The 22,516-nt window shown below is 53.4% G+C and carries 29 protein-coding genes and 1 other annotated feature; of the genes, 19 read left to right on the forward strand and 10 right to left on the reverse strand.

Going from position 1 to position 22,516, the window contains the following annotated elements; translation table 11 throughout:
- The first annotated feature begins 14 nt into the window (after nt 1-14).
- The 3 genes from raiA (at nt 15) to pheA (ending at nt 1,783) form a co-directional block, all read left to right on the forward strand.
- Nucleotides 15-356, forward strand: a complete 342-nt coding sequence (gene raiA / locus WM95_RS18405; RefSeq protein ID WP_003863162.1) for a ribosome-associated translation inhibitor RaiA — start codon at nt 15-17, stop codon at nt 354-356.
- A gap of 110 nt (nt 357-466) precedes the next feature.
- Nucleotides 467-592 (forward strand) — a sequence feature (Phe leader region).
- The gene (gene pheL / locus WM95_RS27250; RefSeq protein WP_100249759.1) at nt 468-515 is read left to right on the forward strand and encodes a pheA operon leader peptide PheL; all 48 of its coding nucleotides are present in this window, start codon (nt 468-470) and stop codon (nt 513-515) included. Its footprint overlaps the feature before it by 48 nt.
- Nucleotides 593-622: 30 nt before the next feature.
- Nucleotides 623-1,783, forward strand: a complete 1,161-nt coding sequence (gene pheA, locus WM95_RS18410; protein ID WP_023308868.1) for a bifunctional chorismate mutase/prephenate dehydratase — start codon at nt 623-625, stop codon at nt 1,781-1,783.
- Here the strand turns inward: pheA and WM95_RS18415 are convergent.
- From WM95_RS18415 to aroF, 3 genes are read right to left on the reverse strand one after another with little or no spacing between them, the layout of a single operon-like run.
- Complete coding sequence (locus WM95_RS18415) at nt 1,780-2,652, reverse strand: SMP-30/gluconolactonase/LRE family protein (protein ID WP_063408305.1); 873 nt, start codon at nt 2,650-2,652, stop codon at nt 1,780-1,782. The two genes, pheA and WM95_RS18415, sit on opposite strands and share 4 nt — an antisense overlap.
- Nucleotides 2,653-2,712: 60 nt before the next feature.
- Nucleotides 2,713-3,834: a bifunctional chorismate mutase/prephenate dehydrogenase gene (tyrA, locus tag WM95_RS18420; protein WP_023308870.1), complete on the reverse strand. Its 1,122-nt coding sequence runs from the start codon at nt 3,832-3,834 to the stop codon at nt 2,713-2,715.
- Nucleotides 3,835-3,844: 10 nt separating this feature from the next.
- Nucleotides 3,845-4,915 carry a 3-deoxy-7-phosphoheptulonate synthase AroF gene (gene aroF / locus WM95_RS18425; RefSeq protein WP_023308871.1) on the reverse strand — a complete coding sequence of 357 codons (1,071 nt, stop codon included), beginning with the start codon at nt 4,913-4,915 and terminating at the stop codon, nt 3,845-3,847.
- Between the two features lie 214 nt (nt 4,916-5,129).
- Here aroF and WM95_RS18430 point away from each other — a divergent pair, with 214 nt between their 5' ends.
- From WM95_RS18430 to WM95_RS18445, 4 genes are all read left to right on the forward strand, one after another.
- A complete protein-coding gene (locus WM95_RS18430; protein ID WP_023308872.1) occupies nt 5,130-5,504 on the forward strand; it encodes a DUF2799 domain-containing protein in 375 nt (124 codons plus the stop codon).
- A 152-nt stretch (nt 5,505-5,656) separates the two neighbouring features.
- Nucleotides 5,657-6,193, forward strand: coding sequence for a YfiR family protein (locus WM95_RS18435; RefSeq protein ID WP_171843737.1), 537 nt, complete (start codon nt 5,657-5,659; stop codon nt 6,191-6,193).
- Nucleotides 6,186-7,406, forward strand: coding sequence for a diguanylate cyclase DgcN (gene dgcN / locus WM95_RS18440; protein WP_063408306.1), 1,221 nt, complete (start codon nt 6,186-6,188; stop codon nt 7,404-7,406). The genes WM95_RS18435 and dgcN overlap by 8 nt, the downstream gene beginning before the upstream one ends.
- Before the next feature lie 12 nt (nt 7,407-7,418).
- Entirely contained in the window at nt 7,419-7,904 is a 486-nt protein-coding gene (locus WM95_RS18445; RefSeq protein ID WP_029741023.1) for an OmpA family protein, read from the forward strand.
- A 2-nt stretch (nt 7,905-7,906) separates the two neighbouring features.
- On the opposite strand, the gene WM95_RS18450 is transcribed toward WM95_RS18445, so the two are convergent.
- The 5 genes from WM95_RS18450 to WM95_RS18470 all read right to left on the reverse strand — a co-directional run bounded on the left by WM95_RS18450 (nt 7,907) and on the right by WM95_RS18470 (nt 12,212).
- The gene (locus WM95_RS18450; RefSeq protein ID WP_063408307.1) at nt 7,907-9,277 is read right to left on the reverse strand and encodes a PepSY-associated TM helix domain-containing protein; all 1,371 of its coding nucleotides are present in this window, start codon (nt 9,275-9,277) and stop codon (nt 7,907-7,909) included.
- 24 nt (nt 9,278-9,301) lie between these two features.
- Nucleotides 9,302-9,721 (reverse strand): DUF2946 domain-containing protein, encoded by a 420-nt coding sequence (locus tag WM95_RS18455; protein ID WP_063408308.1) that lies wholly within the window; start codon nt 9,719-9,721, stop codon nt 9,302-9,304.
- A gap of 227 nt (nt 9,722-9,948) precedes the next feature.
- Nucleotides 9,949-10,998, reverse strand: a complete 1,050-nt coding sequence (locus tag WM95_RS18460) for a site-specific integrase (RefSeq protein ID WP_088544915.1) — start codon at nt 10,996-10,998, stop codon at nt 9,949-9,951.
- A gap of 24 nt (nt 10,999-11,022) precedes the next feature.
- Entirely contained in the window at nt 11,023-11,361 is a 339-nt protein-coding gene (locus tag WM95_RS18465) for a DUF2511 domain-containing protein (protein WP_088544916.1), read from the reverse strand.
- An 8-nt stretch (nt 11,362-11,369) separates the two neighbouring features.
- Nucleotides 11,370-12,212, reverse strand: a complete 843-nt coding sequence (locus WM95_RS18470; protein WP_088544917.1) for a phage repressor protein CI — start codon at nt 12,210-12,212, stop codon at nt 11,370-11,372.
- Nucleotides 12,213-12,325: 113 nt separating this feature from the next.
- Here WM95_RS18470 and WM95_RS18475 point away from each other — a divergent pair, with 113 nt between their 5' ends.
- The 11 genes from WM95_RS18475 to WM95_RS18525 all read left to right on the forward strand — a co-directional run bounded on the left by WM95_RS18475 (nt 12,326) and on the right by WM95_RS18525 (nt 18,190).
- Nucleotides 12,326-12,697 carry a Cro/Cl family transcriptional regulator gene (locus WM95_RS18475; RefSeq protein ID WP_088544918.1) on the forward strand — a complete coding sequence of 124 codons (372 nt, stop codon included), beginning with the start codon at nt 12,326-12,328 and terminating at the stop codon, nt 12,695-12,697.
- A 32-nt stretch (nt 12,698-12,729) separates the two neighbouring features.
- Complete coding sequence (locus WM95_RS18480; RefSeq protein ID WP_023333087.1) at nt 12,730-13,239, forward strand: phage regulatory CII family protein; 510 nt, start codon at nt 12,730-12,732, stop codon at nt 13,237-13,239.
- Nucleotides 13,240-13,246: 7 nt separating this feature from the next.
- On the forward strand, nt 13,247-13,447 hold the full coding sequence (locus WM95_RS18485) for a phage filamentation protein Fil family protein (RefSeq protein WP_088545049.1): 201 nt from the start codon (nt 13,247-13,249) through the stop codon (nt 13,445-13,447).
- Nucleotides 13,411-13,749 (forward strand): DUF5347 domain-containing protein, encoded by a 339-nt coding sequence (locus tag WM95_RS18490; RefSeq protein WP_023209089.1) that lies wholly within the window; start codon nt 13,411-13,413, stop codon nt 13,747-13,749. Before WM95_RS18485 ends, WM95_RS18490 begins: the two co-directional genes overlap by 37 nt.
- Nucleotides 13,750-13,816: 67 nt before the next feature.
- Nucleotides 13,817-14,044 carry a DUF2732 domain-containing protein gene (locus WM95_RS18495; RefSeq protein ID WP_088544919.1) on the forward strand — a complete coding sequence of 76 codons (228 nt, stop codon included), beginning with the start codon at nt 13,817-13,819 and terminating at the stop codon, nt 14,042-14,044.
- The gene (locus WM95_RS18500; RefSeq protein ID WP_088544920.1) at nt 14,044-14,265 is read left to right on the forward strand and encodes a TraR/DksA family transcriptional regulator; all 222 of its coding nucleotides are present in this window, start codon (nt 14,044-14,046) and stop codon (nt 14,263-14,265) included. The genes WM95_RS18495 and WM95_RS18500 overlap by 1 nt, the downstream gene beginning before the upstream one ends.
- Nucleotides 14,266-14,538: a DUF5405 family protein gene (locus tag WM95_RS18505; protein WP_088544921.1), complete on the forward strand. Its 273-nt coding sequence runs from the start codon at nt 14,266-14,268 to the stop codon at nt 14,536-14,538.
- On the forward strand, nt 14,535-15,437 hold the full coding sequence (locus WM95_RS18510; RefSeq protein WP_088544922.1) for a DNA cytosine methyltransferase: 903 nt from the start codon (nt 14,535-14,537) through the stop codon (nt 15,435-15,437). The genes WM95_RS18505 and WM95_RS18510 overlap by 4 nt, the downstream gene beginning before the upstream one ends.
- Complete coding sequence (locus tag WM95_RS18515; RefSeq protein WP_369880868.1) at nt 15,434-17,650, forward strand: replication endonuclease; 2,217 nt, start codon at nt 15,434-15,436, stop codon at nt 17,648-17,650. The genes WM95_RS18510 and WM95_RS18515 overlap by 4 nt, the downstream gene beginning before the upstream one ends.
- A gap of 120 nt (nt 17,651-17,770) precedes the next feature.
- On the forward strand, nt 17,771-17,953 hold the full coding sequence (locus WM95_RS18520) for a hypothetical protein (protein WP_000232650.1): 183 nt from the start codon (nt 17,771-17,773) through the stop codon (nt 17,951-17,953).
- Between the two features lie 3 nt (nt 17,954-17,956).
- On the forward strand, nt 17,957-18,190 hold the full coding sequence (locus WM95_RS18525; protein WP_001222154.1) for a DinI family protein: 234 nt from the start codon (nt 17,957-17,959) through the stop codon (nt 18,188-18,190).
- Nucleotides 18,191-18,667: 477 nt separating this feature from the next.
- Here the strand turns inward: WM95_RS18525 and WM95_RS18540 are convergent, their stop codons facing one another.
- Together WM95_RS18540 and WM95_RS18545 are read right to left on the reverse strand one after the other, a co-directional pair.
- Nucleotides 18,668-19,714 (reverse strand): phage portal protein, encoded by a 1,047-nt coding sequence (locus WM95_RS18540; RefSeq protein WP_088544925.1) that lies wholly within the window; start codon nt 19,712-19,714, stop codon nt 18,668-18,670.
- A gap of 1 nt (nt 19,715) precedes the next feature.
- A complete protein-coding gene (locus WM95_RS18545; protein ID WP_088544926.1) occupies nt 19,716-21,485 on the reverse strand; it encodes a terminase ATPase subunit family protein in 1,770 nt (589 codons plus the stop codon).
- Between the two features lie 165 nt (nt 21,486-21,650).
- Here WM95_RS18545 and WM95_RS18550 point away from each other — a divergent pair, with 165 nt between their 5' ends.
- Nucleotides 21,651-22,505, forward strand: coding sequence for a GPO family capsid scaffolding protein (locus tag WM95_RS18550; RefSeq protein ID WP_088544927.1), 855 nt, complete (start codon nt 21,651-21,653; stop codon nt 22,503-22,505).
- Nucleotides 22,506-22,516: the final 11 nt, after the last annotated feature.

Consider the following 22,516-nt stretch of genomic DNA (forward strand, 5'->3'; position numbering starts at 1 on the left):
AAGAGGTAAAATTTATGACAATGAACATTACCAGTAAACAAATGGAAATTACTCCGGCAATCCGCCAGCACGTCGCAGACCGTCTCGCCAAACTGGATAAATGGCAAACTCATTTGATTAATCCACATATCATCCTGTCCAAGGAGCCTCAGGGTTTCATCGCTGACGCAACTATCAATACTCCAAACGGCCATCTGGTCGCCAGCGCAAAACACGAGGATATGTACACCGCTATTAACGATTTGATCAACAAGCTGGAACGGCAGCTCAATAAAGTGCAACACAAAGGTGAAGCCCGTCGCGCCGCAACATCGGTGAAAGACGCCAGCTTCGCGGAAGAAGTTGAAGAAGAGTAATCCTTTAAATTGAGTGTACCTCCAACGCGCCTTCGGGCGCGTTTTTTGTTTTTTATTGACAGGGTGAAAACAGTGCGGGTACTTTAACGGTATCAATCACAGGATGACTTTATGAAACTTACGCCGTTCTTCTTCGCATTCTTTTTTACCTTCCCCTGAACGGGAGGCGTTTCGTCGTGTGATAAAGAATGCGAAGACGAACAACAAGGCCTCCCACACCGGGGGGCCTTTTTTATTGATAACGATAAAATGAGACAGACAACACTATGACACCGGAAAACCCGTTACTGGATCTGCGAGTAAAAATCAGCGCGCTGGATGAGAAACTGCTGGCGCTGCTGGCCGAACGCCGCGCGCTTGCCGTTGAAGTGGGCAAAGCCAAGCTGGACTCCCATCGCCCGGTACGAGATATCGACCGCGAGCGCGATCTGCTGGAACGTCTCATTCAGCTCGGCAAAGCGCATCACCTCGATGCCCACTACATCACCCGGTTGTTCCAGCTCATCATCGAAGACTCCGTTCTCACTCAGCAAGCGTTACTCCAGCAGCATCTGAACAAAACCAATCCGCACTCTGCGCGTATCGCCTTCCTCGGTCCGAAAGGCTCTTATTCTCACCTGGCCGCCCGTCAGTATGCCGCACGCCATTTCGAAGAATTTATTGAGAGCGGCTGCGCGAAGTTTGCCGACATATTTAATCAGGTTGAGACCGGCCAGGCAGATTACGCCGTCGTACCGATTGAAAACACCAGCTCCGGTGCCATCAACGACGTCTACGATTTGCTGCAGCACACCAGCTTGTCGCTGGTTGGCGAGCTGACGATCCCTATCGATCACTGCGTGCTGGTCGCCGGCTCAACGGACCTGAGCAAGATCGAAACGGTCTACAGTCATCCACAGCCGTTCCAGCAGTGCAGCCAGTTCCTGAACCGCTATCCGAACTGGAAAATTGAGTACACCGAAAGCACCTCGGCGGCGATGGAAAAAGTGGCGCAGGCTAACTCCCCAACCGTCGCCGCGCTCGGCAGCGAAGCAGGCGGGGCGCTGTATGGTTTACAGGTGCTGGAACGCAACCTGGCAAACCAGACGCAAAATATCACCCGTTTCGTGGTGCTGGCACGCAAGGCAATCAATGTGTCTGACCAGGTGCCGGCCAAAACCACGCTGCTGATGGCGACCGGCCAACAGGCCGGTGCGCTGGTTGAAGCCCTGCTGGTGCTACGTAATCACAACCTGATCATGACCAGGCTGGAATCACGCCCAATCCACGGTAACCCATGGGAAGAGATGTTTTATCTTGATATCCAGGCCAACCTGGAATCTGCTTCCATGCAGAAAGCCCTGCGCGAACTGGGCGAGATCACGCGCTCCATGAAAGTGCTGGGCTGCTATCCGAGCGAGAACGTGGTCCCGGTTGACCCGGCTTAACGTTCGATAAACCGGCTTTTCTTCTTCCCTGCCACGCTCACCGGCAGGGTGAAGATGGCTCCGGAGAGCGGATACTTCGCCACCTCGTCCGCATCCATATTTTCCCGCGTGGTGGTAATAAACAGCGTTTTCATGTCATCGCCGCCAAAGCAGACCATCGTCGGGCAACGCACCGGCATGCGGTATTCTTCCAGCTGCTCCCCTTGCGGAGAAAAACGCGCAATACGCCAGCCGTCAAACAGCGCGCTCCAGTAGCAGCCTTCCACATCCATGGCCGCGCCGTCCGGTATCCCTTCGCCCTCTTTAAACTGACGAAACACCTCGCGCCTGCCGGGTTCGCCCTGCTCATCAAGCGGCGTTCGGTAAATAACGCCATTTGGCGTGTCTGAGGTAAACATCCATTGATTATCCGGGCTAAACGCTAAGCCGTTGTGGCCGTGAATATCGCACTGGATCACTTTCGGCGTCAGGTCGTTGTCGATGCGCATCAGCAGGGCACCGTTGTAATCTCCCGGCCCCCAAAACGTGCCCGCATAGAATCGCCCCAGAGAATCGGTGCCGCCGTCGTTAAAACGTGCGAGCTGCGGGTTAGAGGGGTTATCGCACACCTTGCGGCGCAGCAGGCCGTGTTTATCGGTCAGCCAGATACCCGTTCGCATCGCAACGATAAAACCACCCTGCTCTCGCAGCGCGAAACAACCCACCTCCTCATGGAATGAGAGCACGGTATGTTCTGCCGTCGGCAGATGATAGCGGTGGATCTCTCCTTCCAGAATATCGGCCCAGTAGAGCGCGTGTTCGTCGGCGCTCCACGTCGGGCATTCAGGCAAATGCCCGGTGTAATTCAACAGCAGCTGCGGTTCGGCCATGACAGTTCCCCAAAATGAAAAAAGCCAGCGATGCTGGCTTTCAGTATATACATCATCGCATTACTGGCGACTGTCATTTGCCTGGCGCAACAGCGTCCGGCTTTCACTCTGGAAACGCTGCGCGTAATCGCCAAACCAGTGCTCGACCTTGCGGAAGCTGTCGATAAACGCCTGCTTGTCTCCGTGCTCCAGCAGCGTAATGGCTTCACCAAACCGCTGATAGTAGCGCTTGATGAGCGCCAGGTTGTTCTCGGAGGACATAATAATGTCCGCGTAAAGCTGCGGGTCCTGAGCAAACAGGCGCCCAACCATCGCCAGCTCCAGACGATAGATAGGTGAAGAGAGCGCCAGCAGTTGTTCAAGCTGCACGTTCTCTTCCGCCAGATGCAGACCGTAGGCAAACGTCGCAAAGTGGCGCAGCGCCTGAATGAACGCCATGTTCTGATCGTGCTCGACCGCGCTGATGCGGTGCAGTCGCGCGCCCCATACCTGAATCTGTTCCAGGAACCACTGATAGGCTTCCGGCTGACGACCGTCGCAGTAAACCACCACCTGCTTAGCCAGGCTGCCGCTGTCCGGTCCAAACATCGGGTGCAGACCCAGAACCGGGCCGGTATGCGCAGCCAGCATCGCCTGCAGCGGACCATTTTTGACGGAGGCCAGATCCACCAGGATACAGTCTTTCGGTAAAGGAGGAAGCTTTCCGACGATCTGCTCCGTCACGTGGATCGGCACGCTGACGATAACCATCCCGGCATCCTTCATGAGTTCCGGTGCCTGCGCCCAGTCCTCTTTTTCCAGAATGCGCACCTGATACCCAGAAAGCGTCAGCATTTTTTCAAACAGACGCCCCATCTGTCCCGCACCGCCGACAATCACCACCGGCCGCAGGGACGGGCAGAGGGTTTTAAAGCCTTTGTCGTTTTCGCTGGAATAGGATTCCCGCATCACGCGACGCAGAACATCTTCAATCAAGTCCGGAGAAACGCCCAGCGCCTGCGCCTCTTTACGACGGGAGGCCAGCATTGAGGCTTCGCGCTCCGGGACGTAAATCGGCAGGCCGTATTTGCTTTTCACCTCACCGACTTCGGCAACCAGCGCCATGCGGCGCGCCAGCAGGTCCAGCAGCGCCTTATCCACTTCATCAATTTGATCGCGCAGTGCGGTCAATTCAGCAACCATAACTAACCTCTTAAGCCAGACGCGTCGCCAGCTGGCCGTTCAAATCTTTGTGGATCTCACGCAGCAGCGCATCGGTGGTTTCCCAGCTGATGCAGGCATCCGTCACGGAGACGCCGTGCTTCATTGCGCTACGCGGTTGTTCCGATGACTGATTGCCTTCATGAATGTTGCTCTCAATCATCAGACCAATAATCGAACGGTTGCCATCTTTGATCTGTGCGATCACGGATTCCGCAACCGCAGGCTGGCGACGGTAATCTTTATTTGAATTACCATGGCTGCAATCTACCATCAGTGCCGGGCGCAGTCCCGCCTGCTCCATCTCTTTTTCACACTGCGCCACGTCCGCCGGGCTGTAGTTAGGTGCTTTCCCGCCGCGCAGGATCACATGGCCGTCCGGGTTGCCCTGCGTTTGCAGGAGGCATACCTGGCCCGCCTGGTTGATACCGACAAAACGGTGCGGCATCGCAGCAGCGCGCATGGCGTTGATTGCCGTCGCCAGGCTGCCATCGGTACCGTTTTTAAAGCCAACCGGCATCGACAGGCCAGACGCCATCTCGCGGTGGGTTTGCGATTCTGTGGTACGCGCACCAATCGCCGACCAGCTGAACAGATCGCCCAGGTACTGCGGGCTGTTCGGGTCCAGCGCTTCGGTTGCCAGCGGCAGCCCCATGCTGACCAGCTCCACCAGCAGGCGACGCGCAATCTTCAGGCCTGCTTCCACATCAAACGAGCCATCCATGTGCGGATCGTTAATCAACCCTTTCCAGCCGACGGTCGTACGTGGCTTCTCAAAATAGACGCGCATCACCAGATAGAGGCTATCGCTGACCTCCTCCGCTAACGCTTTAAATCGACGAGCATATTCTATGGCGGTTTCAGGATCGTGAATGGAGCAAGGACCGCATACCACCAGCAGGCGCGGATCGCGGCCGGCGATAATGTCAGAAATGGTCTGGCGAGAGTGCTCGATCTGAGCCTCCTGCGCGACGCTCAGCGGAAATTCCGCTTTCAGTTGATCCGGAGTGATTAACACCTGTTCGTCAGTGATATGTACGTTGTTCAGCGCGTCTTTTTGCATGATGGCGATCCTGTAAAGCTCGTTTGCGATAGTTATTTTCCTCAATGAGGTGAAACCACGATACCATAAAAAGTAAACATTTCAATCCAAAATACGTAAACTTTACTTTACACATACCAATTTATTGCAAAAATAAGCCGATAAAAACGTAAACTTTAAATTACAGACAGGTTTTCTTTAGCCAGGCTATGCTGAAGAAAAAAGGAGAATGGCTATGCGTTCAATTGCTCTCGCGCTGTTGTCGCTGTTTTTAACCGGCTGTCAGATCAATCCTTATACCTTCCAGCCCGACTGGACCAGCCCATCCTGGTTTGATGCAGGTAAAGAAGACGCCATGAATGGCCTGCCGGTTAAAGATAACCAGGCCCTGGCCGATAGTTTTAACGACACACACGTTGATCGTAGCGAATATCTTCGCGGCTATGCTGACGGTCAGAAAAAAGTCTGCGAAGAAGGGTTTATTCACGCCTGGGGATTAGCCGGCAAATCTTTCCCTGCCAGTTGCGATACAGCCGAAAATGCGGCCAAACTGCGTGCGTCATGGCAGCAAGGGATGGATGAAAGTATGCGCTCCAGCAGACTGAATTAATCTAATTTCATCCACCGGAAAATAAACAACAGTAGGATTTAGCTTAGGTCGGCCTCATGCTATTTCTGACATAATGACGGCCCTGATAAACAATGGTATTCTGCCCGCAACTCTTAAGGACATCTATTTCCAGAGCGATGTGGCGGATTCTGGTGAGAAATTTATTCTTGATCTCTTTTTTCCGACTCACTCTGGTGCTAACGCTGTTCCTTATGGTGGGCCCTGCGGCGGCAGGCACGCTTACGGAAACGGATAAATCGGTACGCTCGATTGTCTCAGGCATTGTGAGCTATACGCGATGGCCGTCACTTTCCGGGCAGCCTAAACTCTGCGTCTACGCCACTTCTCACTATACGCACGCCCTCAGCGGCGATGAGGGGCATAGCGAGTTACCTTATACTCCCGTTATTGTACGTAACGATCAGGAAGCCCTGGCCGCGACGTGCGATGCGATCTATTTCGGGTCTGAATCACCGGCAAAACAACTTGAATTAATAAGTCAATATCAGGGCAGAGCGTTGCTATTAATCTCAGAGCAAAATCCGGAATGTGTAATTGGCAGTGCCTTTTGCCTGATAATCGATCGCGGCCAGGTACGGTTCGCCGTCAACCTGGATGCATTGACGCGCAGTGGCGTAAGAGTCAATCCGGATGTATTAATGCTTGCACGGAATAAGCAGCATGGATAAAGATTTCACTTCAACGCCACGTCCGACGTTTAAAAGAACGTTGAGGCGAAACAGCATGATAAGCGTCATCATCACGATGACGTTAATATGGCTGCTGCTCTGTTTTGCTTCCGTCGTGACGTTAAAACAATACGCGCAAAAGAATCTCGAATTAACCGGCGCAACAATGAGCCACAGCCTGGAAGCGTCGCTGGTGTTCAACGACTCGCTGGCGGCCAACGAAACGCTGGCCGCCCTGGGCAAACAGGGCCAGTTTGCCGTGGCCGAGGTTATTAACGCGCATAAAAAGCGGTTTGCCTACTGGTCGTGGAACCCGGCGGACAACAACGATACGCTGGGCGCACTGGTCAGCCGCTGGCTTTTCCCCGTACCGGTTGCGCAGCCCATCATGCATAACGGCGCAACGATCGGCGAAATTCGCCTTACCGCGCGTGACAGCCTGATCGGCCATTTCATCTGGATGTCGTTTGCCGTACTGACCGGCTGCATTCTCTTTGCCGCCGTGGTCGCGCTCATCATTACCCAGTCTTTGCATCACGGGATGGTCACGGCCCTGCAGAACATTACCGACGTGGTGCATGACGTTCGTACTAACCGTAACTTCTCCCGCCGGGTGAAAGACGGCCGTATCGAAGAGTTTCACCAGTTTGGTGAGGACTTCAACAGCCTTCTGGATGAGATGGAGGAGTGGCAACTCAAGCTCCAGGCGAAAAACGCCCAGCTGCTGCGTACCGCCATGCACGACCCGCTCACCGGTCTTGCCAACCGCGCGGCGTTTCGTAACAGCATTGCGGCCTTAATGAACGACCCTTCTGCCAAAACGAACTCGGCCCTGCTCTTCCTCGACGGTGATAATTTTAAGTTTATTAACGACACCTGGGGACATGCGGCAGGAGACTGCGTGCTGATTGAAGTCGCCAGCAGGATGATGGAGTTTGGCGACAAACGTCACCAGGCATACCGCCTTGGCGGGGACGAATTTGCCATGGTGCTGTACGGCGTGCACTCTGAACTTGAGGTTCAACATATTTGTGCTGCGCTATCGCAGCAGTTTATCCGTCCGTTTGATCTTCATAACGGACAAAAAGCATCGATGTCACTCAGCATTGGCTTTGCTCTGGCGTGGGAAAATGCTTCCGTGGAAGCATTACTGGAGAGGGCTGACCGCAACATGTACCAGGTGAAAAACCAGCGTACGAAAACAACAAGTTAGAAGGGATACACTATGTTAAAACGTTACTTCGCGCCGATAGTTCTGGCCTCACTGGTTCTGGCAGGCTGTCAGTCGCCGCCGGAAGGTAAATTTACTCCTGAGCAAATTTCGGCGATGAAGTCTTACGGTTTTAACGAACTGAACGGTGACTGGTCGCTTGGCATGTCGGACACCATCCTGTTTGATAAAAATGACGCCAGACTGCGCCCGGAAAGTGAAACGCAGATCCAGTCCATGGCCTCTCGCCTGGCGGAAACCGGCCTGAACCACGCGCGAATGGACGGTCACACGGATAATTACGGTGAAGAAAGCTACAACGAAGCGCTGTCGTTAAAACGCGCCAATGCCGTGGCCGATGCCTGGGCGAAGGGCGCAAATATCCCGCGCAGCAATCTCACCACGCGGGGGTTAGGTCAAAAATACCCGGTTGCGAGCAACAGTACCCCGCAAGGGCGCGCTGAAAACCGCCGCGTCGCAGTGGTGATCAGCACGCCATAGGGTTATTTAGCGGAGGATTCGGCGAGCGTCACCCGGGTTGCCGCTCGCCAGCGCAGCCAGTCCACCAGAACAAACAGCGCCAGACTCATGCCCATGACCGGCAAGGCCAGCCCCAGCAGTATGCTGATTACCACCGTAACCCCTCTTCCCCATCCTGACAGCGCCAGCCAGCTCTGACAAAGCGTCTGTACCGGACTCACTGCCGACCGTGCCGGACGACGCATCCACCACATCCGGTAACCCCAAATGATGAGCGCGCACAGGGCGAGGCCGAACGCCACCAGCAGCAGCTGATTCACCAGCCCGAATAAGATCCCCATATGGAAATCCACGCCCCAGCGGGTCAGTTTTGCCATTAACGGGAAATCCTCGAAACGGGTTCTGTCCAGGACCTGCATCGTCGAAGGATCAACCGCAACGGCGTCCACCTGAGTCGGCCAGCTGCGATCGATTTCCGTCACGGTCCAGGCGCTATCCGCCGTTTTTGCCGGGCGGATCTCCAGCCTCTTGGCATCAATTCCTGCGTTACGGGCCGCGCTTAATACTCCGTCAAACTGCGTCAGATCCATCGCCATTTCCGGCATCATCATTCCGCCGTGATGGCCCCGGTGTTCGGCATGCTCATCCACGATCTCCTGTTGGCCGGAAAGCGTCGTGTTCACCTGCGGGGTGAGCCAGTTCATCTCTGCCCGCAGCTTATCGACGTTCCCGCCTGCCCATTGAGACCATGTCAGGCCGGTTGCAGAGAACAGCAACATTCCACCCAGCAGACTCCAGCCCAGCGTCACGTGCAGGCGACGACGATTCTGGAAGCGATTGTTGATCCGCCGTTTGGGTCGGGTATAAAACCACAGGGCAATACCGCCCAACGCGGCAACCCACATCCAGGAGGCGGCAAGCTCGCTGTAGAGCCGGCCCACGTCGCCCAGCATCAGAGAGGTATGCAGATAATCGATGGTCTGACGCAGCGGTAAAATCCCGCTGGTGCCGTATACCGTCATATCTCCCAGCACCGCCAGGCTTACCGGATCAATAAAAATAGCCCGGTTCTCCGATGGCCCAAGCGTCGGGTCAGCAAACATTACGCGGGTAGTTTCGCCTTCAGCCAGCCCCGGACGCACGGCGTGCAATTGCAAATCTGAGCCAACGGTTTTTTCCGCCACGGCGATTTGCTCCGCCAGCGGCTGCAGCTCGCCTACGGAATCCGTGTGGAGCGCGTGCCGGTAGAGCGCATTCTCCAGCTGTGGAGTCGCCACATATAGCGTACCGGTCAGCGCGGCAAAGAAGATAAACGGACCAACAAAAAGCCCGACGTAGAAATGGAGGCGACGCAGCAGGTTTCCCCATGCCGCGCGCGGAGTGCAGGTAGTCATACTTTTCCTTTTTAAGGCAGTAAGTTATCGATTTATTTTTTCAAGGGAAAAAGCAGACTGCCGCGGCGGCGCGCGGGTATCAGGGTAAAGCCAGGGGAAAAAGTGCCAGTGACTGACCGCCTGGCGCGGCGGCTTAACGCGAAGCCTCTGCAGCACCACGCTGAGCAGGACGATGAGCGCCAGCATCACGCCAGGGACATGCGCTAACAGCACGCAGTAGCCACAGGCTTCCGCATGGTCGACAGGCATCGTGTGCGGCATATCGCCGTGATGCTCGTCCATCGACATCATGCTCATGTCATGATGCATGCCCGGCATGGCGCTCATGGGATCTTTCTGCAAGGAAACGGAGATAAGCGGCGCTACCACGATCAGCAGGATCGCAAACAGCGCGGTCAATGCCGCTGCGTGTTTCCGGTTAGGCTGATGCAGTACGTTATCCACTTCCCCTCCATTCAAGAGGCAAGCATTGTAAATGATTTATGACAAAAGGGTTAACGTGAGAAATGCGCAGGGATAAAAAAAGGCCAGCCTTTCGGCCAGCCCTTTCTAACAGGATGTCGCTTAAGCGAATCTTAGTTCAGACGCTCCTAATAACACCCTTTCAAAAACATACACTTACCATAAAAAACAACTAGTTAAGTTAATTTTTAATGCAGCGAATTGTAGTGTTATGCAACCTTTGCCGCCATTTTATCGCCAACATACAGAGAAAGAGGATTGAGAGAGACTGCTTGCTCTAAATGGTCAGGAGCAAAGTGCGCGTATCTCATTGTTTCGCGAATGTTGGAATGCCCTAGGATTTTTTGCAGTACCAGTATGTTTCCGCCGTTCATCATAAAATGTGCACCAAAAGTATGTCGTAGAACGTGCGTCTTCTGTCCTTCCGTCAGTTCGATATTCGTGAGTTTGAGCATCTTTTTAAATTCCTGATAGCAGGGTTTAAACATTCTGCCCTGACGCTCAGCCAACTCGTCATACAACCATTTAGGAATGGGAACGGTGCGGTTCTTCTTGCCTTTTGTTTTTGTGAATGTCAGTTTGCAGGGAGAGAGTTGCGGCCGCGTCAACCTCTCGGCCTCCCCCCATCTTGCGCCGGTGGCAAGACAGACTTTGACAATCATCGTTAGATCCTCTTTGCCATATTGCTCGCAGGCTCGAAACAGCTCAGGGATTTGAGAAAGAGTTAGCCAGGACATTTCTTTCTCAGCTTCTTTGAATACGCGAACCCCTTCCAGTGGGTTGGGTAAACTCCACTCCCCTAACCGCCGCAGCTCATTAAACACAGCTATAAGATATTGCTGCTCACGATTCACGGTTATTGGTTTGGCGACCCATTTCGCCGGGTCTTTATGATATCCGTTGTCTATTTCACCACGGAGTCGGCGGTCTCGGTAATGAGCCCAATCTTTAGCGGTAAAGCGGGATGCAATAGGGTCGCCCAAGCCATTACAAACAATTTGTAGCTTTGCCAACCGCGACTTACTGGCGACCAAGGCCTGACCGTGTAGATTATGCCAAAGTTGAATAATCTCGCTTAAGCGCCGGCGGTCTTCTTTCTTGCCGAGCCACGGCTTATCTTCACTCTCATTTTTGGTAAATGCTTCGAATGCCTCGGCCTCACCTTTGGTATTGAATTGTCGACGTATACGCCGTCCTTCTCGACCGTTTGGATAGAGTTCACACAACCATTTTCCACTTTTTTGTTTAGTTACAGTCATTGCGACACCGAGGCTAAAAGAGAATTAATTACAAAGTTCTGTAGCGGCATCTATCAATGGTGAGATTGAAATTTTAACTCCTTCATAATCAGGGTTATCCTTCCAAACATCATCCAAGTTAGAACCTTCCATCTTTCCTGATTTAACGGCATCTCTTGCCATGCCATTCAGTGGATATCTATCATCAGTTTTGATGTCATAAACAAAAGCATAAGCACGGTTAACGCATGATATTTTTGCCTTTTCAAAGGTTAACGGCCAATCTTTGCCAAACTTAGCACCATCTAAATCTTGTGTTTTTTCAGCGGATGAAGCACCAAAAGAAATGGTCAGAAGCAGAGCTAAAAAAAGTTTACGTTTCATAGATTCCCTTAAACGTGTTTTTCCAATGTGAGAACTACAGACCCGGCAGGCTTGATGTCTGAAATATTGCATTCAAACTCAGCAGACTTATTAGACAACCTGACTTTTCCTCCGGGAAGACGAATTACATCAAAAACATCAAGAGCGCCGTCAATATCAATTAACCAGCGACCGTTACTTATATTCGAAGCAGAACGGTCGACCAGCCAAGAGGCACCAACACCTTCGACAAAAATCAACTCCTCGGAATCAGAAGGTATCATCGAAGGGTCTGGATGCCATGCGCCAGCGTCCTTAAGCTCACCAGATTCAAGGCGAGATTTTTTTATCGTTGAAATGTCCGAAAAACTAGCCTCCTTACTTTCTCGCATCTTTCCCTTTCCGGTCGCTAACCATTCCAGCGATACGCCGGTATCAAGCGCACAAGTAACAACCACGTCACCTGGGAAGAAATCTCGTCTGACCCAGGTACTAATAGTGCCTGAGGATATATCCAACAAATCCCCAAGCTCCTTTTGCATTGTAAAACCATATGCATCAAGGATGCGTCTTAAAACAGGTTTTCCACCACTCGCTAAAATCTCGTCATAAAGTGCCTTGCCTTTCAGCGGCGAAGAATCTTGCAAATTCAAATTGGCAATTTGACCAGTCAGCAGCCAGTTTAAATCGGCCCCAGTATCTAATGAGCACTGAATGATAGCTTTACCGGGAAAGCTATTTCGTTGAACCCAAGTGCTGACGCTGTTTGACGGGACGCCAAGCACTTCCGCCAAAGCCTTTTGCGTGCTGACACCATACGCCGAACTTATCCGCTCAATCACATCTTGCGTATTCAAATCTTCATCATTCATTCATTTGTCACTCAAAATCGATTTACAGGAACTCATTTTCGATTTAAAGTGGCGTTCATCGACCAAGATGCACACCACTGCACTACATTTCAAACAACAGGAGATAATGCGATATGTCAGATGCAAAATCAATCTCGACGCACGACTCGCAAAACTCACAAAATCAAACTGTGCTGTTAGACCCGACTCAGTTTGACGCCATCGTTACAGCAATGCTGCCAGCCCTGCAGACAATGATTCGCTCTGCTATGTCAGACACCATGACAGTGAAAGACTTTGCCGCCACCCGCGGCGTTAGCGAGCGTCTGGTCTGGAAATGGCTTGATGAGGGCATTCTTCTTAAAGCTCCGACCAAAGACTTTTCCAACAAAGAGGAAGCCGGTAAACGAAGCCGCACCCTCGTAAACGTAAAAGCATGGCGCGACAAACTGACTCAACAAGCGATTGATTGTCGCTACATCGACCAGCGCACCGCTCTTAACTGAATTTGATTATGCAAGTTAGAGGGAACTTAACCATGTTTGATTTTCAGATTTCCAAACATCCCCACTATGACGATGCGTGTCGTGCTTTCGCTCAACGTCACAACATGGCGAAGCTGGCCGAGCGTGCGGGAATGAACGTTCAGACGTTACGCAACAAACTCAACCCGGAACAGCCTCACCAGCTCACCCCGCCTGAGTTATGGCTGCTGACTGACCTGACCGAAGACTCAGCCTTAGTTGATGGTTTTCTGGCGCAGATTCATTGCCTGCCATGTGTACCGGTCAATGAACTGGCGAAAGACAAGCTGCAGTCTTACGTCATGCGTGCTATGCGTGAACTGGGAGAACTAGCGAGCGGCGCGGTCTCTGATGAGCGACTGACCTCTGCCCGTAAGCACACCATGATTGAAAGCGTTAACTCTGGTATTCGCATGTTGTCTTTGTCGGCGCTGGCGCTGCATGCGCGTTTGCAGACCAATCCAGCAATGACGAGTGTTGTCGATACCATGAGCGGTATTGGCGCGTCATTCGGTCTAATTTGAGGTGCTCATGCTGAAAAATGAACCGTCATTCGCGTCTCTGCTTGTTAAGCAAAGCCCCGGCATGCACTGCGGCCACGGCTGGATTATTGGTAAGGACGGCAAGCGCTGGCACCCGAGCCGCTCACAGGCTGATTTACTGGCTGGACTGTCCACCCAAAAACAGGGGGAATCATGGCTATCGAAGCTATTTCTGCGAATGTTCCGCTAAAGGCTGGTGCGCGTCTGGCTGGTCTCAACCACGTAGCTGAATTACGTGCGAGATATTGGGGTGATAGCTGGAAAGAGGTTGAGCGATTTGTCGATGATATGCGCGATAAACGCGATCCACAATTTGAAGAAAATACTCGGGCGCTGGCCGCTATTTTCTTTCTGGCAAAAATACCGGCGGCTCGTCATGAGCTCGAATTAAGTGAGCTGACTACTGACGAGAAAAAAGCATTGATTACAGCGATGAATCATTTTCGTGCAGTGGTGAGCTTATTTCCAAAACGGCTAACCATGCCGAATTAATCCAAACAGAAATTTAATGGCGTAAACCCGCCGGGCTTCTTATTGCCCGAAATCAGGAGAGTCAATTATGCGTAATACCGAAACCCGCAGCTTTCACACCGATAGCGATGCACTGGCCGTACTGCTGACCGATGCCAAAAAAGAAGAGCGTAAAGACCGAGCTCTGGCCGTTTCCATGCGTCTTGAGGCGCTGGCTATCCATATCACCAAAGAGGGAATGAGCGGCACCGAAGCTGCAGAACTGCTGCGCCGTGAAGCCACTCGTTTTGAGAACGAATCACAGGAGCTGCATTAATGGCTGACGCAATGGATTTAGCACAACAGCGTGAGCAGGAAGACCGCGAGCGCCATATCAACACCGCACGCAGCCGCATCGCTGCGCCCTCTCGTTTCCTCTGCGAAGAATGCGACGCACCAATCCCGGAAGCACGTCGCGCTGCAATTCCGGGTGTGGCCTTTTGCGTGACCTGTCAGCAAATAGCAGAGCTCAAATCAAAACATTACAGAGGTGTTTAAATGGGTATTCGTATCGAAGTTGGCGACAAGTGGGTTATTACCAGCGACCAATATCAATTCATCCTGAATGAAAAGAAAGTCGCTCAATCAGGGAAGAAAGCTGGCGAGGAATGGTTAGACACCATCGGCTATTACCCGAAGGTTAACCAGCTTATTTCCGGTCTGATTCATCATCATATACAAAACTCGGAAATTAAATCGCTCACAGGCATGGCTGATGAAATTGAACGCATCGGCCACTTGTGCATTTCAGCATTTGAGGGAAAAGCGTGACTGCTTATTACAACGAGTTTGACCCATTTGCAGCGCAATGGCTGCGTAATCTGATTGATGCCGGGTTAATTGCCCCGGGCGTAGTTGATGAAAGGAGCATAACGGATGTTACACCGGGAGACCTCAAGGGCTTTACCCAATGTCATTTCTTTGCAGGAATCGGCGGCTGGTCATATGCTTTGCGACTCGCAGGTGTCCCCGACACCGCCATCGTGTGGACTGGTAGCCCACCATGTCAGCCCTTCAGTGACGCAGGTAAGAAGCTCGGAAAAAGCGACGAACGCCATCTTGCCCCAACATTCATGCGTCTTATCGCTGAGTGCAGTCCTCCAGTCCTCTTTGGTGAACAAGTTGCGGCAGCGATTGGAAAACACTGGCTCGATGATTTATTCGATGAGCTGGAAAGAGAAAAATACGCCTGCGGGGCGGCAGTATTGCCAGCGGCAAGCGTCGGTGCTCCGCACGAAAGAAAGCGACTCTTTTTCGGCGCTTCACGGTGTGTGGTACACGCCGACAACAAATGTGAATTATCAGCCGCCAACATCTCGCGGGATGGAGACTCTAACGGGGCAAGCCCTGCATCTTACCGGGTGGCCAACAGTGACAACTCAGGACAACCCTCAGGTAAGGGGGGCGGGGAAAACAATTGGGACATCAAGGGGAACCACGCTGGGCGGTGCGGTTCGTTTGGCAATTCTGCCGGCAGTTTCTGGAGTAATGCCGAATGGATTAGCTGTACCGACGGAAAAGCGCGCCAGATTGAACCCGGCTCATTCCCGGTGGCTAATGGGATTCCCGCCAGAGTGGGACGACTGCGCGGTTATGGTAACGCTATAGTCCCTCAGGTTGCCGCTGAGTTTATCGGTGCATTCCTTGATAGCTGTGGGAAATCATCGTGAAGTTTGAGTATGCTTTCCCGTGGAATGCGCCTCGACCGGCAATAGCCAGCCCATATCTTACCTATGAGCAACAGTATCGCCGCGACCGTATGTTCGCGGCTTTGCTGCATGCGAGAAAAGTGCTTTCTCTCCAGCCTGAGTGCGTGCGCTTTGACGTTTATCGCACCGCTGCGGTGCTGGAGCAAAATCAGGGCAGTCAACGAGCCAATGCCTTTTTAATCAGCTTCTGCAAAAAGGCATTGCCACGTCTTGAACTGGTCGCAAAAAAATACGAATGCGCGGGTATCAACAGCAATGTATCAACCGCTGTTTTTGGTGGTCATTTTGATACCCAGCTTATGCAATATCTGGCGTCACGCATGGTTAATATGGTCGCCAGATATAACCGCCTCCCTGATATGTCGCGCGCCGATATTGACCTGCTGGCCGCTGATATTGCTAATTTCATTCGTGCTGAACTGGCTGATATTGATGACACCGGATTTAGCGAGCTCAAAACGCTGTACACCTGGTACATGCGCGCTGGGATTATTTCCCTGCAATTCAACGTTACCCCGCCGCATTGGGAGCGAGTGACAAAGAAATATGTCGGTGAGGATGAAATCGCCCCTGCTATCACCCGCATGTTTAATGATGTGTGGTGGCGTGGTCGTCTACGTCGCGTTGCGGCTGCATGGCGCGAACATCTGCAAATTGCCGTCGGCAACGTCAGCAAGAAAAAGCACGCCTACGCGAGTAAAAACTGTGTGACAGACTGGCGCGAGCAAAAGCGCCGTACGCGTGAATTTCTCAAGGGGCTGGATCTCGAAGACGAAGACGGCAACCGCATCAGCCTGATTGAAAAATACGACGGTTCGGTCGCCAACCCTGCAATACGCCGCTGTGAGCTGATGACCCGCATCCGTGGGTTTGAAAATATCTGCAATGAGCTCGGCTATGTCGGGGAGTTTTACACCCTGACAGCACCGTCTAAATATCACGCCACCACCAAAGCAGGCTACCGTAACAGCAAATGGAACGGTGCCAGCCCATCGGACACGCAGAGCTATCTAACCGGCCTTTGGGCGCGCATCCGCGCCAAGCTGCACCGGGAAGAAATACGCATTTTCGGCATACGCGTTGCCGAGCCTCATCACGACGGTACGCCTCACTGGCACATGCTCATGTTTATGCTGCCGGAAGATGTCGAACGTGTGCGCCCAATCATCCGTAATTACGCATGGGAAGAAGACCACCACGAATTGAGAAGCGATAAGGCTAAAAAAGCCCGCTTTCATGCCGAGGCCATTGACCCTGAAAAGGGCAGCGCTACCGGTTATGTTGCTAAATACATTTCGAAAAATATCGACGGCTATGCTCTCGATGGTGAAACCGATGACGAAAGCGGTGAGTTGCTGAAAGAGACAGCCCCCGCCGTTTCAGCCTGGGCGGCACGCTGGCACATCCGTCAGTTTCAGTTTATCGGCGGTGCGCCGGTGACGGTCTACCGTGAGTTACGTCGTCTCGCTGATACCGAGACCGCACACGGTCTGAGCGTTGAGTTTGCCGCCGTCCATGATGCCGCTGACGCCGGTGACTGGGCTGGTTACGTTAATGCGCAGGGTGGGCCGTTTGTCCGTCGCGATGATTTGCAGGTGCGCACGCTGTATGAACCGCGCGCCGAGTTTAACCAGTATGGTGAGGAAACCGTCTGCATCCGTGGCGTGTACGATTCCGCTGTCGGTGCTGGCTCCCCGATTTTAACCCGGCTTACGCAATGGAAAATTGTGCCGAAGCGTGCCGTTGATTTGGCCGTTGACGTTAAGGGCGCTCCTGCGCCCTCTCGGAGTTCTGTCAATAACTGTACGGGAAGCGAAAGCGATCCACCGATACTGGATTTATCAAAACCACTGAGTCGGCGCGAAAGACGAGAGCTGACCAACAGACTCAGGAAGCAAAAACCAGCAATACGGCGAAAATTCATCCACGGAACGGATGAGCAAAGCGCAGCTATAGCGAAAACTATCGACGAGATACATCTGACAACCGGCATAACTATCAGCCGGGGCGAAGCCCTGCACCTGATGGCCGGTGGTAAAAGTTGCTTTAACGGTCGATGGGTGCGCGGAACGTCAAAAGGTGAAATCTTCGCCGCTGCCCCTTCACATCAGGTGCAAGCCAGTAAAATCCTTAGGCGGGTTGCGGTTTTAGCGGAAATGGCATCGAAAAAATAACCGTTAATACTCATCCATATCATGTACATACGGCAATCGCCCTATTCGTTTTTTTTCTTCCCATCTTTTGCCAATACGTGCTACTGTATAAATATACAGTAACCCTATGGGAGGGATTTCATGGTTGGCGAACATTTCAGCCGAACGCAGCAAAAGTGGGCTTGTGTGCAATTTATTGCCGAGGTATCTCTAATTGCAAACTGCAAGCCGTCAGACTTAAAGCTCGCGCTCACTCTCATTGCAGACTTAGCAAACAGCGAAAATAACGAAACCGAAGATGATATTTTTTATAAGGCTGATTAGATTATGAGAATCAATATCACGTTGGATAAAGAGCAAAAAATTAGTCAGGCAACGTTGGATGCACTTGAGGCTGAGCTGTACCGAAATCTTCAACCTATCTACCCAAAGACAGCTATCCGCATTCGCAAAGGTTCTGCAAATGGCGTTGAGCTAAGCGGTTTAAAACTGGACGAAGATAAAAAACGAGTAATGGAAATCATGCAGCAGGTATGGGAGGACGATAGCTGGCTGCATTAATAAACGCCGCCGGTGCTGAAACTCGCTTTCAGTGCTGGCGGGGTTGAACAACGAGCCCCGCGAGGCGTTAGCCTGCCCCTGAGCAACCGCCCCAGACCGGCACGATTAAAGCCGGTTTTTTTATGCCATTTTCGGCGAATTTCCCGTTTTTTAGCCCTGCATGCAACAGGTGCATTGTTTTGCATGCGCCGGGGTTGCCCGTTCTGGCCGTGCGCCGCCAGTGCTGGCGCGGATCCAGAGTGGTCATGCAACTGCATTAAAACCGACCCATAAAGCGGGCAGGCGTGGCGGGGAAAGCATTGCGCGCCAGCGGTGGTGCGTAATGATAAAAATTATCGTCTGAGCGCGTCGTGATGGCGCGGTTGTGGTCGTTGTCGGTTCGTTGGTGGTCTGGTGTGGTCGTGCGCGTGTGGCGCGTCTGGGGCGTGATGGTGGCGGGGCGTGAAAAAGCCGCCTTGCTGGCGGCTTGAGGGGGAGTTATTCCGGGTTGTCGAGCGTGTACTCTTTGAACCTGATGACTTCCATGCCGAGCCAGTCGTTTACCTCCCTGAACCTGTCCTGTAGCGGCGACAGCTCGTTACGCACGAATACCTTTGCGACCTTCTCAACGTCGCCGAGTGAGCCGATATTCTCGGGCTTGCCGCCCATAAGCTGGAACGGCACGCGGTGCGCGTCCATCAGGTCGGCGGCGCTGGCTTTCTTGATGTTGAAAAAGTCATCCTTTGTGGCGACCTCGCTCAGTGGCACGATTTTGATGCCGTCCGGTTTTCCGCCGGGGGCGTAGAAAAACAGGTTCTTAAAGTTGCCGAGCCCTTTCGAGTTACGCATCGCCTCGCGCAGCGATTCGACGTCGGTCGCGCTCTGCGCCGGGTCGGTCACATACATGATGTAACCCGCGTGCGCGCCGTTTTGGTAATACTTGCGGCGGAACAGCGTCGCGGATTCATTCAGCCAGGCGGAATTAAGCGCGCTGAGATATTCGGGCAGGCCGTAAATCTCCTGATTAATATCGGGCTCCAGCAGGTGAAACACGGTATCAGGCGCGAACTCATGCGGCAGCGTGAAATTTTCCACAAACCAGAATATCGAATCGTCGACCCCGCGCCGGGTATATTTGGCCGGTGAGGCAAGCAGCTTGATTAACTGGCCGGTGACGCTGTGGCGCTGCTCAAGAAAGGCGTTGCCGAATACCAGATAGTCGAGCGCAAAGCGGCTGAAATCCTGACGAGACAGCAGCGGGTGCGGAATGTAGGTGCTCGCGAGCACGTTGCGCTTAACGTAAATCGGTGAACTGTGATGTACAGCAGAGCGCAGACTCTTTGCCAGCCCGGAGAAACTGACCGGCGGCTCGTACCATTTGCCGTTACTGATGCACTCGACGTAATCCAGAATATCGCGCTTATCGAGTACCGGCACTGGCTCGCCAAAGGTGAACGCTGTTGTTTTTGGCGGTGCGCTGGCGGTCAGTTGTTGTGGCTTGCTGGTCTTCTGCGCAGCGGCTTTACGGGATTTTTGCTTACCCATTTTAGTTGAACTCCAGAATAGATTTAGGCTGCATGCCGCTACCGGCGGAAAGCGGTTCGTTTAACAGGGCGTGCATGGTTGCCCATGCGATATCGGCGTGACTGGCTTCCTCGGTGCGGCTGGCCTCGTAGGTGGCGCTGCGCCCGCTGCTGGTCATGGTTTTGCGAATCGACATAAACGACTGCGTGACGTCGGTTGCCCCGGCGTCGTACTCCAGACAGCCCCGTCGAATGGTGTCTTTTGCCTTGAGCACCATCGCGGTTTTCATTTCGGGGGTGTAACGGATGCCCCGTGCCGCCGGGTAGAATGAGCGCACCAACTGGAATACGCCGAGGCCGAGGCCGGTTGCGTCAATGCCGATGTATTCGACGTTATATTTTTCGGTCAGCTTACGGATGCCCTCTGCCTGTGCGGCAAAGTCCATGCCCTTCCACTGGTGGCGCTCCAGCATGCGGAACTTGCCACCCGAAACCACCGGCGGCGCGAGCACGACGCACCCGGCGCTGTCGCCAGTGTGCGACGGGTCGTAGCCAATCCAGACAGGACGCGAGCCGAACGGATGGTCGGCGAACGGGGCAAAGTCCTCCCATTCTTCCATCACGTCGACCATGCAGCGCTGCAGCTCCTCGAACGGGAATACCGACGCTTTATCGTCGACAAACTCGCACATAAACAGGTTCTTAAAGTCCTCATCGCTGTTTTCGCGTTTGAGCTGGTCGAGGTCGAACAGGGTGCAGCCACCGGCAAGGGCGTCCTCAATAGTGACAATCTGCCGCCACTGGCCATCGTCGCAGAGCTGACCACCGGCGAGCGCGCCGTGACTGATGTCGATTTCGATGCGGTCGGCAATACGGCTGCGCCCCTTGTTGAACAGCTCGCCAGACCAGAAGGGATAAGCGCCGTGCGCCAGCGTGGAAGGTGTCGAAAAGTAGGTCGAGCGCAGGTGCTTCTGCGAGGCCATGCCCGACGCGACTTTACGAAGCTTCTGAAAATTCGGGATCCAGAATATTTCATCGACATACAGGTCGCCGTTATGGCTCTGCGCGGTGTTGGAATTAGTGCCGAGAAAAATCAGCTTTGCGCCGTTGTTGCCGATGACAATCGGGTCGCCGGTCAGGTCAACGTCGACCAGCCGCGCAAACTGGATGATGTATTCACGGAACACGTAAGCCTGCGTTTTACTGGCCGACAGAAAAATCTGGTTATGGCCGGTCTTGAGTGCGCGCAGCAGCGCCTCGCGGGAGAAATAGAACGTCGCGCCAATCTGGCGGGATTTGAGGATGTCGCGAATACGGTGCGCCAGCCCTGCGCGGTACCACTGCAACTGGTACTCGAAAGACTGGTCGAAAAATAGTTCCTCCAGTTTCCCGATAGCCTCGTCGCTGAAAAAGTTCTTTTTCGGCTTCTTACGCTCGCCTTTGTTGCGGTTGGCGACATTGGGGTTTAGGTCGACCTCGTTGCCGGTCTGGCTGTAGCGGTTAACGCGCGCCAGTCGCTCAATCTGCCGCCCGAGCAGGTCAATCTCTTTGAAGTCGCCGCCTGATTTTTGCGGCTTGGCGATGAGCTGTATCAGGCGCGCCTCAAGGCTGCTTTCGACGCGGGAAATCGGTGCGATGCCGTCCCAGCCGTCGCGCTGCTTCCAGCTCTGCACGGTCGGGCGCTTGACCTGCAGCATTTCGGCAATCTGTGGCACGGAAAAGCCCTGCCAGTAAAGCAGTGATGCCTGCCGTCGCGGGTCATGCAACAAGGTTGTATCGGTGGAAATGGTCATTGATGCCTCGCCGTAGTGGATTCAGGGCAAGGCTACTTAATGGCTGTCGGTGATTCGCTAAGGTGCTGTTGTGTGGGCGGTTGTCCAGTCGTCATTGGTGGTCTGGTGTGGCCTGAGTCTGGAAACTGGCGGTGACCAGTAACCCCAACCTCAGGACTCCTGACAATGGCAAAAAAAGTCTCAAAGTGGTTCCGCATCGGCGTCGAGGGTGATACCTGCGACGGGCGCATTATCAGCGCCAGCGATATTCAGGAAATGGCCGAAACCTACGACCCGCGCGTCTACGGTTGCCGCATCAACCTCGAACACCTGCGCGGCCTGCTGCCTGATGGCATATTCAAACGTTATGGCGATGTGGCCGAGCTGAAAGCCGAGAAGATTGACGACGATTCTGCGCTTAACGGCAAATGGGCGTTGTTCGCTAAAATCACCCCGACCGATGACCTTATTGCGATGAATAAAGCCGCGCAGAAGGTCTACACCTCAATGGAAATTCAGCCGAATTTTGCCAATACCGGCAAATGCTACCTCGTCGGCCTTGCTGTCACCGATGACCCGGCGAGCCTCGGCACTGAATACCTCGAATTCTGCCGCAACGCGAAGCACAACCCGCTGCAGCGCTTTAAGGCCAATCCTGAAAACGTCTTTTCCGCCGCCACGCTGGCCGAGCTGGAATTTGAAGACGTTCCCGACACGGTGCTCAACAGCCTGGCCGATAAGGTGAAAGCCATTTTCAGCCGTAAGCAGGTCAGTGACGATGCACGCCTGAATGATGTGCATGAAGCGGTGACCACCGTCAGCGAGCATGTGCAGACCAACCTGAACAAACAGGATGAGCGCCTTTCCGCTATGGAAACCGCGTTTGCCGCCTTCAAACAGGAGCTGACCGGCAAGGTTGAAGAAACCAGCCAGGCATTTTCCGCCCTGAAAACCACCCTCGACAAAACCGAAAGTTTCAGCCAGCCGCGACGCACAAAAGCCAGCGGCGGTGGCGGCGATGAGCTGCTGACCGACTGCTGATAAACCGCAGA

It is taken from the genome of Enterobacter cloacae complex sp. ECNIH7 (genome assembly GCF_002208095.1).
GTDB lineage: Bacteria > Pseudomonadota > Gammaproteobacteria > Enterobacterales > Enterobacteriaceae > Enterobacter > Enterobacter cloacae_M.

Excerpts from the sequence above, each read along its gene's own strand:
- raiA (WP_003863162.1), top strand. The coding sequence starts at position 15 with ATGACAATGAACATTACCAGTAAACAAATGGAAATTACTCCGGCAATC.
- pheA (WP_023308868.1), top strand. The coding sequence starts at position 623 with ATGACACCGGAAAACCCGTTACTGGATCTGCGAGTAAAAATCAGCGCG.
- WM95_RS18415 (WP_063408305.1), bottom strand. The coding sequence starts at position 2,652 with ATGGCCGAACCGCAGCTGCTGTTGAATTACACCGGGCATTTGCCTGAA.
- tyrA (WP_023308870.1), bottom strand. The coding sequence starts at position 3,834 with ATGGTTGCTGAATTGACCGCACTGCGCGATCAAATTGATGAAGTGGAT.
- aroF (WP_023308871.1), bottom strand. The coding sequence starts at position 4,915 with ATGCAAAAAGACGCGCTGAACAACGTACATATCACTGACGAACAGGTG.
- WM95_RS18430 (WP_023308872.1), top strand. The coding sequence starts at position 5,130 with ATGCGTTCAATTGCTCTCGCGCTGTTGTCGCTGTTTTTAACCGGCTGT.
- dgcN (WP_063408306.1), top strand. The coding sequence starts at position 6,186 with ATGGATAAAGATTTCACTTCAACGCCACGTCCGACGTTTAAAAGAACG.
- WM95_RS18445 (WP_029741023.1), top strand. The coding sequence starts at position 7,419 with ATGTTAAAACGTTACTTCGCGCCGATAGTTCTGGCCTCACTGGTTCTG.
- WM95_RS18450 (WP_063408307.1), bottom strand. The coding sequence starts at position 9,277 with ATGACTACCTGCACTCCGCGCGCGGCATGGGGAAACCTGCTGCGTCGC.
- WM95_RS18460 (WP_088544915.1), bottom strand. The coding sequence starts at position 10,998 with ATGACTGTAACTAAACAAAAAAGTGGAAAATGGTTGTGTGAACTCTAT.
- WM95_RS18465 (WP_088544916.1), bottom strand. The coding sequence starts at position 11,361 with ATGAAACGTAAACTTTTTTTAGCTCTGCTTCTGACCATTTCTTTTGGT.
- WM95_RS18470 (WP_088544917.1), bottom strand. The coding sequence starts at position 12,212 with ATGAATGATGAAGATTTGAATACGCAAGATGTGATTGAGCGGATAAGT.
- WM95_RS18475 (WP_088544918.1), top strand. The coding sequence starts at position 12,326 with ATGTCAGATGCAAAATCAATCTCGACGCACGACTCGCAAAACTCACAA.
- WM95_RS18480 (WP_023333087.1), top strand. The coding sequence starts at position 12,730 with ATGTTTGATTTTCAGATTTCCAAACATCCCCACTATGACGATGCGTGT.
- WM95_RS18485 (WP_088545049.1), top strand. The coding sequence starts at position 13,247 with ATGCTGAAAAATGAACCGTCATTCGCGTCTCTGCTTGTTAAGCAAAGC.
- WM95_RS18490 (WP_023209089.1), top strand. The coding sequence starts at position 13,411 with ATGGCTATCGAAGCTATTTCTGCGAATGTTCCGCTAAAGGCTGGTGCG.
- WM95_RS18495 (WP_088544919.1), top strand. The coding sequence starts at position 13,817 with ATGCGTAATACCGAAACCCGCAGCTTTCACACCGATAGCGATGCACTG.
- WM95_RS18500 (WP_088544920.1), top strand. The coding sequence starts at position 14,044 with ATGGCTGACGCAATGGATTTAGCACAACAGCGTGAGCAGGAAGACCGC.
- WM95_RS18505 (WP_088544921.1), top strand. The coding sequence starts at position 14,266 with ATGGGTATTCGTATCGAAGTTGGCGACAAGTGGGTTATTACCAGCGAC.
- WM95_RS18520 (WP_000232650.1), top strand. The coding sequence starts at position 17,771 with ATGGTTGGCGAACATTTCAGCCGAACGCAGCAAAAGTGGGCTTGTGTG.
- WM95_RS18525 (WP_001222154.1), top strand. The coding sequence starts at position 17,957 with ATGAGAATCAATATCACGTTGGATAAAGAGCAAAAAATTAGTCAGGCA.
- WM95_RS18540 (WP_088544925.1), bottom strand. The coding sequence starts at position 19,714 with ATGGGTAAGCAAAAATCCCGTAAAGCCGCTGCGCAGAAGACCAGCAAG.
- WM95_RS18545 (WP_088544926.1), bottom strand. The coding sequence starts at position 21,485 with ATGACCATTTCCACCGATACAACCTTGTTGCATGACCCGCGACGGCAG.
- WM95_RS18550 (WP_088544927.1), top strand. The coding sequence starts at position 21,651 with ATGGCAAAAAAAGTCTCAAAGTGGTTCCGCATCGGCGTCGAGGGTGAT.